The sequence below is a fragment of the Spirillospora sp. NPDC048823 genome, from assembly GCF_043198445.1.
Taxonomy (GTDB): domain Bacteria; phylum Actinomycetota; class Actinomycetes; order Streptosporangiales; family Streptosporangiaceae; genus Spirillospora.
Map to the genome: position 1 here is coordinate 35,482 of NZ_JBICUT010000015.1, position 16,173 is coordinate 51,654.

16 protein-coding genes and 1 tRNA gene are annotated in these 16,173 nt (G+C 69.8%); 8 read left to right on the plus strand and 9 right to left on the minus strand.

Annotation, left to right across the window (positions count from 1 at the left end):
• Window positions 1-51: 51 nt before the first annotated feature.
• Complete coding sequence (locus tag ACGFK0_RS28780) at window positions 52-939, plus strand: peptidase inhibitor family I36 protein (protein ID WP_392910327.1); 888 nt, start codon at window positions 52-54, stop codon at window positions 937-939.
• A gap of 34 nt (window positions 940-973) precedes the next feature.
• Complete coding sequence (locus ACGFK0_RS28785; protein WP_392910329.1) at window positions 974-1,918, plus strand: SpoIID/LytB domain-containing protein; 945 nt, start codon at window positions 974-976, stop codon at window positions 1,916-1,918.
• Between the two features lie 54 nt (window positions 1,919-1,972).
• On the opposite strand, the gene ACGFK0_RS28790 is transcribed toward ACGFK0_RS28785, so the two are convergent.
• Window positions 1,973-3,010 (minus strand): NBR1-Ig-like domain-containing protein, encoded by a 1,038-nt coding sequence (locus tag ACGFK0_RS28790; protein ID WP_392910684.1) that lies wholly within the window; start codon window positions 3,008-3,010, stop codon window positions 1,973-1,975.
• A gap of 537 nt (window positions 3,011-3,547) precedes the next feature.
• Here ACGFK0_RS28790 and ACGFK0_RS28795 point away from each other — a divergent pair.
• Complete coding sequence (locus ACGFK0_RS28795) at window positions 3,548-5,008, plus strand: MFS transporter (protein WP_392910331.1); 1,461 nt, start codon at window positions 3,548-3,550, stop codon at window positions 5,006-5,008.
• A 150-nt stretch (window positions 5,009-5,158) separates the two neighbouring features.
• Here ACGFK0_RS28795 and ACGFK0_RS28800 read toward each other — a convergent pair whose 3' ends face one another.
• Entirely contained in the window at window positions 5,159-5,470 is a 312-nt protein-coding gene (locus ACGFK0_RS28800; protein WP_392910333.1) for a hypothetical protein, read from the minus strand.
• A gap of 603 nt (window positions 5,471-6,073) precedes the next feature.
• On the opposite strand from ACGFK0_RS28800, the gene ACGFK0_RS28805 reads away from it, so the two are divergent.
• Window positions 6,074-6,916: a hypothetical protein gene (locus ACGFK0_RS28805; RefSeq protein ID WP_392910335.1), complete on the plus strand. Its 843-nt coding sequence runs from the start codon at window positions 6,074-6,076 to the stop codon at window positions 6,914-6,916.
• A gap of 320 nt (window positions 6,917-7,236) precedes the next feature.
• Here the strand turns inward: ACGFK0_RS28805 and ACGFK0_RS28810 are convergent.
• From ACGFK0_RS28810 to galU, 7 genes are all read right to left on the minus strand, one after another.
• A tRNA-Ala gene (locus tag ACGFK0_RS28810) sits at window positions 7,237-7,313 on the minus strand.
• A 47-nt stretch (window positions 7,314-7,360) separates the two neighbouring features.
• Complete coding sequence (locus ACGFK0_RS28815; protein ID WP_392910338.1) at window positions 7,361-7,894, minus strand: hypothetical protein; 534 nt, start codon at window positions 7,892-7,894, stop codon at window positions 7,361-7,363.
• Between the two features lie 215 nt (window positions 7,895-8,109).
• Complete coding sequence (locus ACGFK0_RS28820; RefSeq protein WP_392910686.1) at window positions 8,110-8,730, minus strand: GNAT family N-acetyltransferase; 621 nt, start codon at window positions 8,728-8,730, stop codon at window positions 8,110-8,112.
• A gap of 145 nt (window positions 8,731-8,875) precedes the next feature.
• A complete protein-coding gene (locus tag ACGFK0_RS28825; protein WP_392910341.1) occupies window positions 8,876-9,352 on the minus strand; it encodes a molybdenum cofactor biosynthesis protein B in 477 nt (158 codons plus the stop codon).
• A gap of 8 nt (window positions 9,353-9,360) precedes the next feature.
• Window positions 9,361-9,840, minus strand: coding sequence for a cyclic pyranopterin monophosphate synthase MoaC (gene moaC / locus ACGFK0_RS28830; RefSeq protein WP_392910344.1), 480 nt, complete (start codon window positions 9,838-9,840; stop codon window positions 9,361-9,363).
• Window positions 9,837-11,045, minus strand: a complete 1,209-nt coding sequence (gene glp, locus ACGFK0_RS28835) for a gephyrin-like molybdotransferase Glp (protein ID WP_392910346.1) — start codon at window positions 11,043-11,045, stop codon at window positions 9,837-9,839. The genes moaC and glp overlap by 4 nt, the downstream gene beginning before the upstream one ends.
• A gap of 26 nt (window positions 11,046-11,071) precedes the next feature.
• Entirely contained in the window at window positions 11,072-12,007 is a 936-nt protein-coding gene (gene galU / locus ACGFK0_RS28840; protein WP_392910349.1) for a UTP--glucose-1-phosphate uridylyltransferase GalU, read from the minus strand.
• A gap of 3 nt (window positions 12,008-12,010) precedes the next feature.
• On the opposite strand from galU, the gene ACGFK0_RS28845 reads away from it, so the two are divergent.
• The 4 genes from ACGFK0_RS28845 to ACGFK0_RS28860 all read left to right on the plus strand — a co-directional run bounded on the left by ACGFK0_RS28845 (window position 12,011) and on the right by ACGFK0_RS28860 (window position 15,813).
• Window positions 12,011-12,622: a 5-formyltetrahydrofolate cyclo-ligase gene (locus ACGFK0_RS28845; RefSeq protein WP_392910351.1), complete on the plus strand. Its 612-nt coding sequence runs from the start codon at window positions 12,011-12,013 to the stop codon at window positions 12,620-12,622.
• Between the two features lie 107 nt (window positions 12,623-12,729).
• Window positions 12,730-13,719, plus strand: coding sequence for an NAD(P)-dependent oxidoreductase (locus ACGFK0_RS28850; RefSeq protein WP_392910353.1), 990 nt, complete (start codon window positions 12,730-12,732; stop codon window positions 13,717-13,719).
• Between the two features lie 103 nt (window positions 13,720-13,822).
• Window positions 13,823-15,307 (plus strand): potassium/proton antiporter, encoded by a 1,485-nt coding sequence (locus ACGFK0_RS28855; RefSeq protein WP_392910355.1) that lies wholly within the window; start codon window positions 13,823-13,825, stop codon window positions 15,305-15,307.
• Between the two features lie 134 nt (window positions 15,308-15,441).
• Window positions 15,442-15,813: an FmdB family zinc ribbon protein gene (locus ACGFK0_RS28860; protein ID WP_392910357.1), complete on the plus strand. Its 372-nt coding sequence runs from the start codon at window positions 15,442-15,444 to the stop codon at window positions 15,811-15,813.
• The last annotated feature ends 360 nt before the right edge of the window (window positions 15,814-16,173 follow it).

Here is a 16,173-nt window from a genome sequence, read left to right on the forward strand (position 1 = left end):
TCCCGGCTCCGACATGAGAACCCCAGGCTCCGCCAACAGAAGGAGAACGGCATGAGAACGCACAACAAGATCCTCGCCGCGACGACCGCCGCCATCGCGCTCGGCGGGGCGGCGTCCGCCCTCATATCGCCCGCCTCGGCGGCGAGCCGCAACGGCGTGTGCGAAAGCGGCGAGTTCTGCTACTACTTCAACAGCGACAACAAGGGATCGATCTCCGACTTCACCGGCTCCATCGCCGACTACGGCACCAAGCAGCCCTCCTGCTACGACTTCAAGGGCGCGGGCAACGGCAAAGGCCAGTGCATCAAGAACAACGCCGCCGCCGTCTGGAACCGCAGCGGCAAAACCGTCCGCGTCCACTACAACAGCAACTACGGCGGCAAGTACCAGGACTTCAAAGCCGGCGCCAAAGGCAACCTCAACTCCAGCCTGAAGAACCAGAACGCCTCGCACCAGTTCTCACCCTCATCGCGCACGAACATGTCGTACGGGCTGTACAAGGCGAGCGGCGGCCGTATCACGTGCGGCTTCGACGGCTACACCAGCACCCCCGGCCGTCACGAAGGCATCGACATCGCCCGCGGCATCGGTTCCAACGTCCGCGCCCTGGTGGGCGGCAAGATCATCTACATCGCGCGCGGGGCCAAAGGCAGGGCCGGGCTCTCCACGATCTCCATCTACAACGCCTCGCTGAACAAGACGGTGATCTACCTGCACACCGCACCGCGGTCCTCGCTGAGCGTCGGCCAGAAGATCAGCCGCGGCCAGATCATCGCCGACGAGTCGTGGCGGGGAGTGTCGTCCAGTTCGTCCGCGCACACCCACGTCGAGATGCGCCCCGGACGGCGGACGCTCGCGGCCAAGAGCGTCAACGACCCGCACCTGGACAACCCGAACCCGACCTCGTTCTGGCGCGCCCGGGGCTACAACGTCCGATAGCCGCTGCGGCCTCTACCAGAAGAGGAAGACAACTGTGTCGAAACCAACCGCGCGTGTGATCTCGCGGGTCACCGCGGCGACCGCCGCGATGGCGCTCGGCGGGGCGGTCCTCATCCCGGCGTCGCCCGCCTCGGCGGCGAGCCGCAACGGCGTGTGCGAAAGCGGCGAGTTCTGCTACTACTTCAACAGCGACAACAAGGGATCGATCTCCGACTTCACCGGCTCCATCGCCGACTACGGCACCAAGCAGCCCTCCTGCTACGACTTCAAGGGCGCGGGCAACGGCAAAGGCCAGTGCATCAAGAACAACGCCGCCGCCGTCTGGAACCGCAGCGGCAAAACCGTCCGCGTCCACTACAACAGCAACTACGGCGGCAAGTACCAGGACTTCAAAGCCGGCGCCAAAGGCAACCTCAACTCCAGCCTGAAGAACCAGAACGCCTCCCACAGGTTCCGGAGCTCCACGCCGCCAACCGGGTGCAAGACCGACGGCACGCACAGCAAACTGCCCACGACGATCCTGGTGTACCGGGTGTCCCTCAATCGGGTGGACCGGGTGTCGTTCAAGACCTACGTGAAGAACGTCCTGCCCAACGAGTGGGTGCCGAGCTGGCCGAGAGAGTCGCTCAGGGCCGGGGCCGTGGCCGTCAAGAGCTACGGCTGGTACTGGGCGCTGCACTCGACGCGCAAGACGTCGAGCGGCCAGTGCTTCGACGTCTATGACAACACGTCCAGCCAGGTGTACAAGCCCGGCTCCGCGACGGCGTCCACCAACGACGCGGTGAACGCGACGTGGGGCACCCGGATGACCCGCAGCGGGAAGATCCTGCAGGCCCACTACTGCGCCACGACCACGGCGTGCGGCGCGTGGGTCACCGGGGACTGGATGTCGCAGTACGGCTCTCGCGACAAGGCCAACGCGGGGTGGAGCCACCCCAGGATCCTGAAGGCCTACTACAGCGGGATCGTTCTCTCCTGACCCGGCGAACCGTCCGGATCTGGTTCCCCGCCGTGTCCCGCGCACGGCGGGGAACTACCCCTCGACGATGACCTGGAAATTGACCGGCCGGCTTCCGGGGAAGGCGACCTTTCCCGAAGCGTCCACCATCTTGAACCGCACGTAGCACAGGCCCGGCCTTCTGGGCGTGGTGATGTCGGTACGGATGTCGACCATCTCGCCGGGTCGCGTCTCGTCGATCGGCACGTCCGAGATGGTCTGGCATTGGTCGGCGCGCTGCGGAACGTCGAGGCGACGCAGCGAATATCCCTCCCACGACACTTTCCCGGCGTTCTTGAGCCGCCATATCTTGGTCGTGGTCTTGCCGGCGCCGACGCGCGTGCAGTCGGGGAGCGTGATGTCCGCGATGAACACGGCGGCGTCGCCCTTGTGCGCCGGCGGGGCGGGCGGCGGGTTGGACGCGTGCACCGGGCAGTCGGCCGGGGTCAGCGCGGCCTTCGACCGGCTGCCGGAAGGCTTCAGTCCGTCCTCGCCGGAACCGGAGTCGCGATTGCCGGCGCCCACGATGAGGACCACCGTCCCGATACCGACGGCCCCTGCCACCAGCGCGACCGCGGCCGGGCGGGCCGGCCGGATTCGCCTTCGGCTCCTCGGCGCGGGGATGGCCGGCTGGACATCGTCCGCGATCTCGTCGGACGGAGGCGTCGACGTGGGCACGGATGCCGAGGTCTCGCCGGGTGACAGTGGCGCCGGCGGACCAGCGGCGATGTCCCTGGTGTCGCGTTCTGCGGCGCTCGTGGCGGAGGCTGTGAGTTCACCGGGCGGGCGGGCGCCGGAGCTCGCGGGCTCGGCGGCGTTCGCCGATCTGACCGCCCGGTTCGCCGTCTCCCAGCGTTCGCGGTAGGCGGCCGGGTCCGCGCCGCACGCCTTGACGAACTCGGCGGTGGTACCCCAGCTCGGGAGTCGGTTGCCCTTCGTGGCCTCGTACAACGTCGTGTGCGAGATCGCCCCGGACCGGCCGGACATCTCCCGAAAGGGCGGGTTACCGGCCGATCTGCGCAGGTCTCGCAGAACCATCACGAAGTCCGCGATCGCCTCCGCTTGTGCACGCATCTCGTCCACCGGCTGAAACTAACAGCGCCCATGGTCTCCACTCAAGCCGTACCCGATATCGGCGGACGAGGCGGGGCGAGCGCGGACTTCGGGACCGCGAAACCTTTGACCAGCCGGCCGATTATCCAGGGGGCCTCAGCATATTTCGCGGAGAATTCACCGACTTCGAGTGGGGCGTTCACGTGTGCCCCCAGGTCCGCGGCCCGCCCCGCCGATGCAACACCCGTGAGCCCGGTCGGGTCGACCTCGTGACCGTCGATGGCGAATGAGCGCTCGGGTTCCGGTCAGCTCCCGCCGCACGACGATCGGCTTCTGCACTCAGTCACGGCTCGTGCCGCACTCCAGCCCTGTGCCGCGACGGTCAACTACCCCTACCTCGTATCGGCCTCCCTGCTTCTAAGGCCAGCTCTGTCGTCCTGACTCTGACCTCGCACATGCTGGTGGATTCGGACGGCATGGGGGTTGCCGTTTCAGCCCTACCCCCGTAGGGTATGCAGCCTCCGCTGATACCCCCCTGGTGTATAGGAAGTGACGATCATGTCTCGTGCAACAGCTCCCCCGGCGTCGCGTCGCTGGTGGGCGCTCGCCCTCATCGCCCTCGCCCAGTTCATGGTGATCATGGACACGTCGATCATCGGGGTGGCCCTCCCCCGCATCCAGGAGGACCTCGGGTTCTCCCAAGAGAACCTGTCGTGGGTGTTCAACGCCTACGTCATCGCTCTGGGCGGCCTGCTGCTGCTCGGCGGCCGCCTGTCGGACCTGTTCGGCGCCCGGAAGATGTTCGGGACCGGCTGGCTCATCCTGCTCGCCGGTTCCGCCATGGCCGGGGCCGCCGGCGACGTGGGCGTCGAACTCGCCGGACGCGCCGTCCAGGGCGCGGGCGCGGCGCTCATCGCACCGGCGGCGCTGACGCTGCTGATGATGCTGTTCGGGTCCGAGCCCCGCGAGCTCACCAAAGCCCTGGCCCTGTACGGCGCCGCCGCCCCCGCCGGCGGAACCGCCGGCGTCTTCCTCGGCGGCGCCATCACCGAGTACGCCTCCTGGCCCTGGGTCTTCTACGTCAACATCCCCATCGCCGTCATCGCGCTGGCCGCCGCGCCGTTCCTCATGCCCGGCGGTGGCAGGGCGCGTGGCTCGGTCGACCTCGTCGGCGCCGTCACCGTCACCCTTGGGCTCGGCACCACCGTGTACGCGATCGTTCGCGCTCCCGAGGTCGGCTGGGGCTCGGTCGAGACCTGGGCGGTGATCGCGGCCGGGATCGTCCTGCTCGCGGCGTTCCTGTGGATCCAGTCCGCGCGCCGCGCACCGCTGATGCCGTTGTCGATCTTCCGTGCACCGAACCTGGGCGCGGCCAACCTGGCCCAGTTGCTGCTCGGCGCCGCGTGGATCCCGATGTGGTTCTTCCTCAACCTCTACCTGCAGCAGGTCCTGGACTACAGCGCCTTCCCGTCCGGAGCCGCCCTGCTGCCGATGACCGTGCTGATCATGATCGGGATGGTCGTCCTGGCCCCGCGCGTCATCAACCGGTTCGGCCCCAAGGCCGTCACCGTCACCGGGCTGGCCGTGCTGGCCATCGGCATGGGCTGGCTGTCACTGATCCGTCCCGACGGCTCGTTCTGGATCGACGTACTGCCCGCCTCGCTGGTCGCCGCGCTGGGCATGTCGCTGGCCTTCATCCCCTCGCTGGGCACGGCGATCTCCGCCGCCCGCCCCGAGGAGGGCGGTCTGGCGTCCGGCATCGTCAACACCGGCTACCAGGTCGGCTCCGCGCTCGGCTTGGCCGCCATGACCGCCATCGCCACCGCCAACGGCGCCGACCGCCTCGGCGACCTGCCCGCACTCACCGACGGCTTCTCCGCCGCCTTCATGGGCGCCGGCCTGATCGCCCTCACCGGAGCCGTCCTGGCCGCCGCCACTCTGCGGTCCGCCCGCCCGGAGCCGAGAACTGCGGCCCCGGCCGAACGGAGCGACGCGCGGGAGACGACCCTCGGACTCTGAGACGAACCACCACCACAAACGAATGACACCGACCTTCGAAGGAATTGCGTGCGGCGCCGCCGAACGTCCCACCCGGCGGCGCCGCCGCTACACCCTGCAGACCGCATCCGAACAGAATCCAAGGCAACGCCATGCGAAATCTGCGCACACTCACCCCCGCCGACGCCGCACCAGGCTGCGGCGCCCGTTGAGCGAGAAACTCTCCCTCGCGGCACAGAAATGGATCGGTTGCGGCACATGCCTGGCGCCCGCCGACGCCGCACGATCGGCCGGCCCGACCGAGACCGACATCGCCCTCGCCCCCAGGGCACCTCGACCGACCTGGTCGGGAATGGCTCCGAGGCTCATGTTGGCCATGGTTCCGGCGATACCGGCGGCCCGGTCCGAGGCGACGAACGTGACGACCTCAACCACTTCATGGAGGCTCGGCAGGCGTTTGCGGTGTGTCCGCTCGGCAACCATGGCCTGGAACTTTCTCGCCCGCTTTGGACTCCCAGCGCCGCCGGCCTGTCCGCACATCATGAGCAGCCGGAGCCGACCAGCCTTCGCTGGCCGTAGTCGTGCTCGGCCAGAGCTGGGACAGGCGCCGGCCCGCCGGGAGCCCGTCGACGGCCGCGTCGGCGTGCGGGTGCGCTCGCGGCGGGCCTGCCACAGCCGCTGCCCGGTCACGCCTTGGTCACGCTGCCCACCAGGGTCGTGCGCTGCCACCGCAGCACGTCGTCATCGTCGGTGGGCCGATCCCGCCCGCTGACCGGCGGTCGCCGATCAGATGTTCGATTGTACCGGTGAGCGTCCGCCGCCTCTCCACGCCGCCCGGGGCCGCACTCGTGGTTGCGACCAGCCTGTATGCACGCACTGTCATCTCTGGAGCCGTGGATCACGTGCGGCCAGGTAAGACGGGAGCAAGAAATGCCAGACGCGGGGCAGCCGCCGAGAGTTCGACGGCACATCGTGACGGGGGTCGCCGTCCTCGGAACACTCGTCGCGGGGTGCGGCACCAGTGACGCCGGCGGGGACGGGCAGAAGGCTCCGGCCTCACCGAGTCGCCCGGCCACGGTCGCCGCGGTGACCGAGGCGCAGGCGAAGGCCATCTTCGCCCGGCACCAGAAGGTCAACAACAAGGCGAACGCGCAGGTCTCCGACGAGCTGCTGCGCTCCAACGAGACCGGTCCCATGCTCGAAGCCGATCTGGCGGGCAACAAGCGCATCCGCGGTAAGCACGAGGAGAAGATTCCCGCGTTCTTCTACCGGGATCCCCAGTTCTATATCCCGCGCACCACGGGCCCCGCGTGGTTCGCCGTCACGGCGGCGGAGACCGAGAACGGAAACACCGAGCTGCTCGTATTCGTGGATACCGGAGGCGGATCCTACAAGGCGGCCGTCGGCGTGTGGCTGGCGAAGGGCAAGAAGTTCCCGGCGATCGCCCGCAATGCCGACGGCTCGGCGACGGCCGTGACGGACGGGGCCGCCCTCGGAGTCGGCGCCAAGGTCTCCGACTACCTGACTACCGCGGCGCGCGGCAAGCAGTCCGCCACCGGGCTCGTACCCGGCCCGCTCACCTCGCAGCTCGGCAAGAGCTGGGCCAAGACGGTGAGGAGGATCAACGACGGGCTTCGCTGGGCGGGGGGCACGTCCTGGAAGGCTCGCCCCCAACCGGTCTACGCGCTCAAAACGGCCGATGGCGGAACCCTGGTCATGAGCGTCTCCGACCAGTCGCAGACCTATACGGCGCTACGTGAGAATGTCTGGTACCAGCCTGACCAGGTCTACTTCGGGCTGGGGCCCAAGCGCTACTACACGCGTTTCTCGGGTGAACGCCTGTGGCAGTTCGCCACCCACGTCCCGTCCAGTGGCCCCGCGGACGTCCTTGCCCGGTCCACCCACGCGGTATCGGCGTCCGGCTCGTAAGACCTGCTTTGTCGTAGCGGCGGGAAAACCTGTCGGAACCGCCCCCGCGATGCGGCGGTCAGGCGTCGGTGCCGGATATCGAAGTTGCGGCGCCGGCGCAGTTCGCCGCTGAGACCGCACGCTGACTCGTCGTCGCGCGACCTGCCGGCAGGGCACGGGCAGTCCAAGCTGCGCCGGAGCTACGGGAGTCGCGGAGAGGTGAGACCTGTTTTGCCGGGGTGTGTCATCTGGTGCCGGTTGGTCTTGATGACATTTCGATGACAAACGATCAGGGGCCTGATCGGACATTGCTCCGATCAGGCCCCTGACCTGCGAATCCTTGGTGGAGCTGAGGGGATTTGAACCCCTGACCCCCTCGATGCGAACGAGGTGCGCTACCGGACTGCGCCACAGCCCCGAGGACTCCGTAAGGCTAGCAAACATCCGGGGGTGTTCGCGCACCGGTTATTCGCCGACGGCGCGGCGGTCGTCGGCGTATTGGTCGAAGACCTCCTCGGGGGTGAGGAGCTCGATGACCTCGGCCGGTTCGGCCGTTTCGGCGGCGCGGCGGGCCTCGCGGGCCTTGGCGAGGGCGAGGGCGCGGGCGTGTGCGGCGGCCTGGCGGCGGGCGGTGTCCATGCCGACGGCGACGCGGAGGAGCGCCAGGTGGCCCGCCAGGAGGGCGGTCGGGGGCGCGGTGATCCACCAGGGCGCGAGGCCGGACGCGACGACGGCCGAGGTGGTGAGGAGCAGGGCCGTGAGGCCCGTGGTGCGGCGCCGGCGCCGGGCGATGACGGTGGCGCGGCTCGTCCGGCGGTGGGGCCGGGGCTCCGGGATCTCCTCGGGGACCTCTTCGTCGTCTTCGACGAGAATTTCCTCGGAACGTTTGTGGAGGAGCCGGGTGATTCCGGTCGTCTCGATGTCGCGGCGCAGCCACATGGGCACGAGGACGATCGCCCAGACGGCGACGATGGCGAGATAAAGAACGGCGCTGCTCACCGGCCCCACCGCCCCAGGGCACGCTCAACAGGCGAGCCGACATTCGGCGCGCGAACGTGCATTGGGAGCAGGGTCACGCCCCGCACGGTACGAGGGGGTGTCAGAGGTTGACGAGCATAAGGGACGGTGTGTCGCGAGATCGATCTCGGCGTTACTCTCCGTTTGCCTGGGCTTCTCGATCGCAGGATTCTTACAGCGGGAAAGTCACAGCGGACTCAAGTGCGCCGGGGAAATGCCTGTTTGCGCTCGGCCAGCCAGCGTGCGCGCAGGCCACCGGGCACGTCCTCGACGGTCAGGGCGTAGCAGATGTGGTCGCGCCAGGCTCCGTCGATGTGCAGATGGCGGCGGCGAATTCCCTCTTCCCGGAATCCGAGCTTTTCGACGACACGGCGGCTTGCCGCGTTCTCCGGACGGATATTCGCCTCCAGGCGGTGGAGGCCGACGGTGAAGAAACAGTGGTCGACGGCCAGGGCGACCGCGGTGGGAATGACGCCGCGGCCGGCGACCTGCTTGTCGACCCAGTAGCCGATCTGGGCGGAACGGGCCGAGCCCCAGACGACCGCGCCGATGGTGAGCTGCCCGGCGAACTCGCCCTCGTGGGTGACGACCCAGGGCAGGGCGAGGCCTTGGCGGGCCTCGCGGCGCATGGTGTGGACCATGCTGAGGTACGGGCCGAGGCCGCTGCGGAACAGCGGTGTCTCGGGGTTGGTGGGCTCCCAGGGGCGGAGCCAGTCGGCGTTGCGGACCCGCAGTTCACGCCAGACGGCGGCGTCGCGGTGCCGGAGCGGGCGCAGCCCGACAGGACCCTCGGTCAGGGTGGCAGGCCATCCCCGCAAACGTTCCACGGCTCCATGATTCCCTGGTCGGACGTCCGGACGCCATCAATTGTCGCCGAGAAACGGTCACCCGGGCCGTTCCGGGGCCGTTTCCACAGGCGGGCGGCGGTGCTTCGCCATCCGGGCGGCGTGGAGGTCGCCGCTCCTAACCGGCGCCGGGGCGGGGGTGGTCGCCACCCTTGATCTGGTCGAGCGCGTGGGTGAGGACCCGGCCGAGGACGGTCATGCCGTCGCGGACGCCGCCCGTCGAGCCCGGCAGGTTGACGATGAGGGTGCCGCCCGCGACGCCGGCGAGCCCGCGGGACAGGATCGCGGCGGGGACCTTGTCGCGGCCTTCCAGCCGGATGGCCTCCGCGATGCCCGGTATCTCCCATTCGATGATCTGCCGGGTCATCTCGGGGGTCTGGTCGGTCGGGGTGAGGCCGGTCCCGCCGGAGGTGACGACGACGTCGTAGCCGGTGGCAACCGCGTCCCGGAGGGTATCGGCGACCGGTTCCCCGTCCGGGATGACGACCGGGCCGTCCACCTGGCAGCCGAGTTCCGCCAGCATCTCGGCGAGGACGGGGCCGGATCTGTCCGCGTAGACGCCCGCGGCGGCCCGGTTCGACACGGTGACCGCCATCGCCCTGATCATCGGCGCCACACGCCCGTCTTGCCGCCGGTCTTCTCCTCGACCCGCACGTCGGTGATCACGGCGGCGGGGTCGACGGCCTTGACCATGTCGACCAGTGCGAGCGCGGCGACGCTGACGGACGTCAGCGCCTCCATCTCCACGCCGGTGCGGTCGGCGGTGCGGGTGACGACGGTGATCGCGACGCCCTCGTCCCGGATCTCCAGGTCGACGGTGACTCCGTGGAGCGCGATCGGGTGGCACAGCGGGACGAGGTCGGGGACGCGCTTGGCCCCCATGATCCCCGCGATGCGGGCGACGGACAGGGCGTCGCCCTTGGGGATGTCGCCCGCGCGCAGCAGGGCGACGCACTCGGCCGAGAGGTGGACGAGGCCCGTGGCGGTCGCGGTACGGGCCGAGACGTCCTTGGCCGACACGTCGACCATGCGTGCCGCGCCCGCGTCGTCCAGGTGGGTGAATTCGGGGCCTGTGGCACTCAAGACGGCAACCTCATGACGTCGACGTGGGATCCGGCGGGGAGCGCTTCGGCATCCTCCGGCAGAACGATGAGCGCGTTCGCGGACGCGAGCGAGCCGAGCTGGTGCGAGCCCTGCACTTCGGCCGCCGTGACGGAGTAGGAGCCGCGGTGGAACGACAGCCCGCCGCGCAGGAAGTGGCGGAGCCCGGCGGGTGACTTGACGTCTTCGGCCAGGACGGCGCTCACCGTGGGCAGCGGGTCGGGTTCCAGTCCTTGCATGGCGCGCAGGGCGGGACGTACGAACACCTGGAACGACACGTACGCGCTTACCGGGTTGCCGGGGAGGGTGAAGACCGGCGTGTCCTCAAGGAGGCCGAACCCTTGAGGCTTCCCGGGACGCATGCGCACCTTGTGGAAGCCCACAGTGCCCGTGCCGGAAAGTACTTCCTTGACCACGTCCTTGGTGCCCATGGAGACGCCGCCGGTGGTGACGATGGCATCGGCGCGGACGAGCTGGTCTTCGAACATCTCCAGCACCTTGGCGGGCTCGTCCACCACGGTGGCCTGCCGGAAGCCCACCCCGCCCGCCTCGACGACGGCGGCGGTGAGCATGTAGCTGTTGGACTCCCAGATCTGGCCGTGCCCGAGCGGGGAGCCCGGCTCGCGGAGCTCGTCCCCGGTGGCCACGACCACGACACGGGGCCTCGGCCGCACCGTCACCCGGGAGCGTCCCACCGCGGCGATCATGCCGATCTGCGGGGCGCCGAGGCGCGTGCCCGCGTCCACGACGACCTGCCCGGCGACGACGTCCTCGCCCGCGCGGCGGATGTAGTTGCCCGCCGGCGCGGCGCGCGAGACCCGGACGGTGGCGTTGCCGCCGTCCGTCCACTCGACGGGGATCACGGCGTCGGCGCCGGCCGGCAGCGGCGCGCCCGTCATGATCCGGGCGGTCAGGCCGGGTCTGATCGCCGACACGCCGGTGTCGCCCGCGACGATGTCCCCGACGACGGGCAGCGTGACCGGGGCGGACTCGGTGGCCGCCGCGATGTCGGCGGCGACGACCGCGTAGCCGTCCATCGCGGAGTTGTCGAACGGCGGCAGCGGGACGGGCGCGGACACGGGCTCGGCGAGCACCGTCCCCTGCGCCTCCAGCAGCGCCAGGTCGAGCGGCGGCAGCGCCGCGACGCTGCCGAGGATGTCCGTCAGATGCTCATCGACCGATCTCATGCCCACGGCCCCAGTGTGACGTGTCGTCACGAGTCCCCGGAGCCGCCCACGCCGCCGGACGCGTCGTACTCGCGCACGAACTCACGCAGCCACGGGATGAACTCCGGCGCCAGGTCGGGGCGTTCCGAGGCGAACTGGACGACCGTCCGCAGGTATTCGAGCTTGTTGCCCGTGTCGTAGCGGCGTCCCCGGAACTTGACCCCGTAGACGCCGCCGCCCTGGTCGGCGGGCGTGTCGGCGAGGGTGCGCAGGGCGTCGGTCAGCTGGATCTCGCCGCCGCGTCCCGGCGGGGTCTTCTCCAGGACGTCGAACACCGCGGGGTCGCAGACGTACCGGCCGATGATGATCCAGTTGCTCGGCGCCTCCTCGGCGGAGGGCTTCTCGACGAGGTCGGAGATCCGGACGACGTCGTCCTCGCCGGTCGCCTCGATGGCCGCGCACCCGTACGAGGAGACCTGGTCGGGCTCGACCTCCATCAGCGCGACCACGCTGCCGCCGTACCGCCCCCGCACTTCGATCATGCGCCGCAGCAGGTTGTCGCGCGCGTCGATCATGTCGTCGCCGAGCAGCACCGCGAAGGGCTCGTGGCCGACGTGCTGGCGGGCGCAGTGCACCGCGTGCCCGAGCCCGCGTGGCTCGCCCTGCCGCACATAATGCATGATGGCCAGGTCACTGGACGCATGGACGGCGTTGAGGCGCTCGTCGTCGCCCTTGGCGCGCAGTGCCTCCTCCAGCTCGTACGCCCGGTCGAAGTGGTCCTCGATGGACCGCTTGCTGCGGCCGGTGACCATCAGGACGTCGCTGAGACCCGCGTCCACCGCCTCCTCGACGACGTACTGGATCGCAGGTTTGTCGACGATGGGCAGCATTTCCTTGGGAGTCGCCTTGGTGGCGGGCAAGAATCGGGTACCGAGACCGGCCGCCGGGACGACCGCCTTGAGCACAGGTGCAGTGTCGGCCATGTAATGACCCTAGCCACCCACGAGGACGGCAGCGTGCAGGACATCGTTTCGAAGAGCGACCTACGAGCCGAACTGATCGGCAGACGTGCGGCGATGCCGCCCGAAGCCCGCGCGGCGGCCGGGAGATCGATCCGGGACGCGCTGCTGCCGGTCCCCGAGGTCGAGATGGCGGGGACCGTCGCGGCGTACGTCTCGATCGGCACCGAACCGGACACCCGCGGGCTGCTGTTCGCGCTGTGGAAGCGCGGCACCTACGTGCTGCTCCCCCGGCTGCTCCCGGACGGCGATCTCGACTGGGCGTCCTATGAGGGCCCCGACTCGCTCGTCCCAGGGCCGGGCGGATGCCCGGAGCCGTCCGAGCCGCCCCGCGGGCCCGGCGCGGTGGCCAGCGCTGACGTCGTTCTCGTCCCGGCGCTCGCCGCCGACCGCACCGGGATGCGCCTCGGCCGCGGCGGCGGGTCTTACGACCGGGCGCTCGCCCGGGTCGGCCCGGCGATCCTGACCGTGGCGCTGCTGTACGACCAGGAGCTTCTGCAGACCGTGCCGGCCGAACCGCACGACCAGCGCGTCCGCGCGGCCGTGACGCCGTCGCAGGGCCTCGTCCGCCTCGGCTGACGAGCGGGCCGGCGACCCGGGCCGGGCGGGTCGTCCGCGGGGCTCATTAGAGTGAGGAAGGCAAGATCGCGGTAGCGGTCGGGCGGGGGAGGAACGGGAGGTTCCAGATGACGGCGCCGTGGCGGATCCTGTCCCTGCCCCCGATCGACCAGCACGTCGTCCGGCGGCTGTTCGAACCGCTCGGGGACGCCGCGGAGGTGATGTTCCCGCAGGCCAGGGAGCGCGCCGCGATGCTGTCCGCGCTTCCCGGCGCCGACATCGTGATCGCCGACTTCAGCGGACGGCTGGCCATGGACGCCGAAGCCGTACGGGCCGCGCCGCGCCTGGCGTTCGTCCAGATGCCCGCCGTCGGGACGGACAGCATCGACATCGCCGCGCTCACCGCCGCGGACGTGCCCGCGGCGAACGCGGCGGGCTTCAACGCGCGCGGGGTCGCCGAGTGGGCGGTGGGTGCGTCGTTCGCGCTGTGCCGCCATCTCGCCTGGGCCGACCGGGGCGTCCGCGCGGGCGGGTGGCCGCAGATGGAGGTGGTCGCCCGGCGGCCCCGCGAGATCCACACCCAGCGCGTAGGCATCGTCGGATTCGGCGCGATCGGCGCCGAGGCGGCGCGGCTGTTCGCGGCGCTCGGCTGCGCCGTCTCCTACTGGACGAGGCGTCCTCGTCCAGAGGCCGCGGCCAGGTTCAGGGAGCTGGACGACCTGCTGGCCACGTCCGACATCGTCGTCCTCGCCCTGCCGCTGACGGACGAGACCCGCGGGCTGATCGGTCCCGAACGTCTCGCCCTGCTGCCGGACGACGCGCTGCTGGTGAACGTGGCGCGCGGGGGCATCGTGCCGGACGACGCCATCGTCGCGGCCTTGGAGTCGGGACGGCTGGCGGGCGCGGCCCTGGACGTGTTCGACGAGGAGCCCCTTGGAGCGGACCATCCGCTCCGCACCCACGAGGACGTGCTGGTGTCTCCGCACGCGGCCGGGACGTCCGTGCAGTCACAGTTGAACCTCGTGGCGGCCGTGCGCGACAACGTCACCGCGGCCGTCGAGGGACGCGAGGTGCAGAATGTGGTCAACGGTGTGAACCCGCACGTCAGACGGCGATAACGGGGATCCCCGGCATGCCATCCCTCAACCGCAAATATGCGATCGGCCCGTGAATCTGTAGGATTCCTAAACGATCAACTTTGACGACCCCGAAGGGTGGGATGTGCATCTCGACATCTGGCTACTCCTCGGGGCCACGCTCGTACTCAGCGCCATCGTCGCGGTCAGGCTGTCCCATCGGGCCGGCCTGCCGTCCCTCCTGGCGTACATGGGCCTCGGCCTTTTCATCGGCGAGTCCGGCCCCCTCCACATCAACTTCGACGACGTCGAGCTGGCTCATACGCTCGGCTTCGCCGCGCTCGTCCTGATCCTCGCCGAGGGCGGTGTCACCACCAGCTGGCGGCACGTGCGGCCCTCGGTGCCCGCCGCCATCGCGGTGTCCACGATCGGCACGCTGATCAGCATCGTCGTGGTGGCGCTGTCCGCGATGTGGCTGGTCGACATGGACTGGCGGCCGGCGTTCCTGCTCGGTGCCGTGCTCGCCCCGACCGACGCGGCCGCCGTGTTCTCCGTGCTGCGGCGGCTACCGCTGCCGTCCCGGCTGTCCGGGCTGCTGGAGGCCGAGTCCGGCTTCAACGACGCGCCCGTCGTGATCATCGTGATCGCGCTCAGCACCCACACCAGCGCACCCCACCTCGGCGAGCTGTTCGGCCTGATGGTGTACGAGCTGGCCGCCGGCGCCCTCATCGGCATCGGCATCGCCTGGCTCGGTGCGCAGGGGCTGCGCCGCCTCGCGCTGCCCGCCTCCGGCCTCTACCCGATCGCGGTGCTGTCGCTGGCCATCGGCGCCTACGCCGTCGCGTCGCTGCTGCACGCCAGCGGGTTCCTCGCCGTTTACGTCGCCGGTGTCGTCCTCGGCAACGCCCGGCTCCCGCACCGGCCCGCCACCCGCGGCTTCGCCGAGGGCATCGCCTGGCTGGCCCAGATCGGGGTGTTCGTGATGCTGGGCCTGCTGGCCTCCCCCGGCAAACTGCCCGGCCAGATCGTGCCCGCGCTGCTGATCGGGTTCGTGCTGCTGCTGATCGCGCGTCCCGTGTCGATCGTGCTGTCCACGATCGGGTTCAAGATGTCGTGGGGCGAGAAGATGTTCGCGTCCTGGGCCGGGCTGCGCGGCGCCGTCCCGATCGTGCTCGCCACCATCCCGATGGCGCAGGGGGTCGAGTCGTCCGGCCGGATCTTCTCGATCGTCTTCACCATCGTGGTGGTCTTCACTCTGCTCCAGGGGCCCACACTGCCGCTGGCGGCGCGCTGGTGCCGGCTGGAGAGCGACGAGCAGACCCGGGAACTGGACGTGGAGGCGGCGCCGCTGGAGGAATTGCACGCCGACCTGCTGGAGGTCCGGATCCCGGCGGACTCGATGCTGAACGGCGTGGAGATCTTCGAGCTGCGGCTGCCGCCCGGCGCGTCCGTCACGCTCATCGTGCGGAACGGGTCCAGCTTCGTCCCGGAACCCACCACGCCTCTGCAAGCGGGTGACACCCTCCTGGTCGTGACCACCGACGCCGTGCGTGAGGCCACGGAACGCCGTCTGCGCGCGGTCAGCCGGAAGGGCAGGCTGGCCGGCTGGTTCGGTGAGAAGGGCATCTGACCGGTCAGGGACAGACCAGGCCGGTCAGGAACAGACCAGGGGCGAATCCTGTTTCCGCTACCGGGTAGCATTAGCAGTCGTTCACAGTGAGTGCCAGCCCGGGTCGAACCGGGCTGAGTCAGCGAGGAGGAACCGTGCCGACGTATCAGTACGTTTGCACCGAGTGCGCCGAGCCTCTGGAGGTCGTGCAGAAGTTCAGCGACGACGCGCTGACCGAATGCCCGGCTTGCCAGGGCAGGCTGCGCAAGGTCTTCTCGGCGGCGGGGATCATCTTCAAGGGGTCGGGCTTCTACCGCACCGACAGCCGCGGTTCCGGCAAGACCTCGACCGCGGGCGTCTCGTCCAACGGCTCCGCCTCGAACGGCGACTCGTCGTCGTCCGACTCCTCCAAGTCGGAGAAGTCGGAGAAGTCTTCGTCGTCTTCCTCCTCGTCCTCTGGTAGCGACTCCTCCTCGTCCTCCGGTACGGCGTCGTCCTCCTCCTCGTCCTCCGAAAAGGTCGCCTGACGCCTTTCGGAGCTCCTCCGGGCCCCGCGCACTGCAAGCCGGGAGATCCGCCGCCCCTCTGGTGCGGCCGGCGGATCTCCCGGCTTTCGCCATGCCCGGACAGCCGCATGTCCTGCACATCCTCGGTGGCGGTCGCACTGGAAGTACCGCACCGGAGATAATCGGGGATACCCTCCGGTTATCTCCTCCTGGCCATGGTGCGGACTACATCTCAGGTGGTAGCCGCGGTGGCGGCACGTGCCCCAGACGACGTAGCCCAGGTCCAATCTCACGCCGGAGGCGCCGGCGGTGCCATCCGACGACGATCTAGGGGATGAGGGTCGACCGGCAGGCCGGCTCTCTTTTCGGAAAGTGCACAGG

Coding starts and splice junctions, on each gene's coding strand:
- ACGFK0_RS28780 (WP_392910327.1), top strand. CDS start 52: ATGAGAACGCACAACAAGATCCTCGCCGCGACGACCGCCGCCATCGCG.
- ACGFK0_RS28790 (WP_392910684.1), bottom strand. CDS start 3,010: ATGCGTGCACAAGCGGAGGCGATCGCGGACTTCGTGATGGTTCTGCGA.
- ACGFK0_RS28795 (WP_392910331.1), top strand. CDS start 3,548: ATGTCTCGTGCAACAGCTCCCCCGGCGTCGCGTCGCTGGTGGGCGCTC.
- ACGFK0_RS28800 (WP_392910333.1), bottom strand. CDS start 5,470: ATGGTTGCCGAGCGGACACACCGCAAACGCCTGCCGAGCCTCCATGAA.
- ACGFK0_RS28825 (WP_392910341.1), bottom strand. CDS start 9,352: ATGGCGGTCACCGTGTCGAACCGGGCCGCCGCGGGCGTCTACGCGGAC.
- glp (WP_392910346.1), bottom strand. CDS start 11,045: ATGAGATCGGTCGATGAGCATCTGACGGACATCCTCGGCAGCGTCGCG.
- galU (WP_392910349.1), bottom strand. CDS start 12,007: ATGGCCGACACTGCACCTGTGCTCAAGGCGGTCGTCCCGGCGGCCGGT.
- ACGFK0_RS28845 (WP_392910351.1), top strand. CDS start 12,011: ATGACCCTAGCCACCCACGAGGACGGCAGCGTGCAGGACATCGTTTCG.
- ACGFK0_RS28850 (WP_392910353.1), top strand. CDS start 12,730: ATGACGGCGCCGTGGCGGATCCTGTCCCTGCCCCCGATCGACCAGCAC.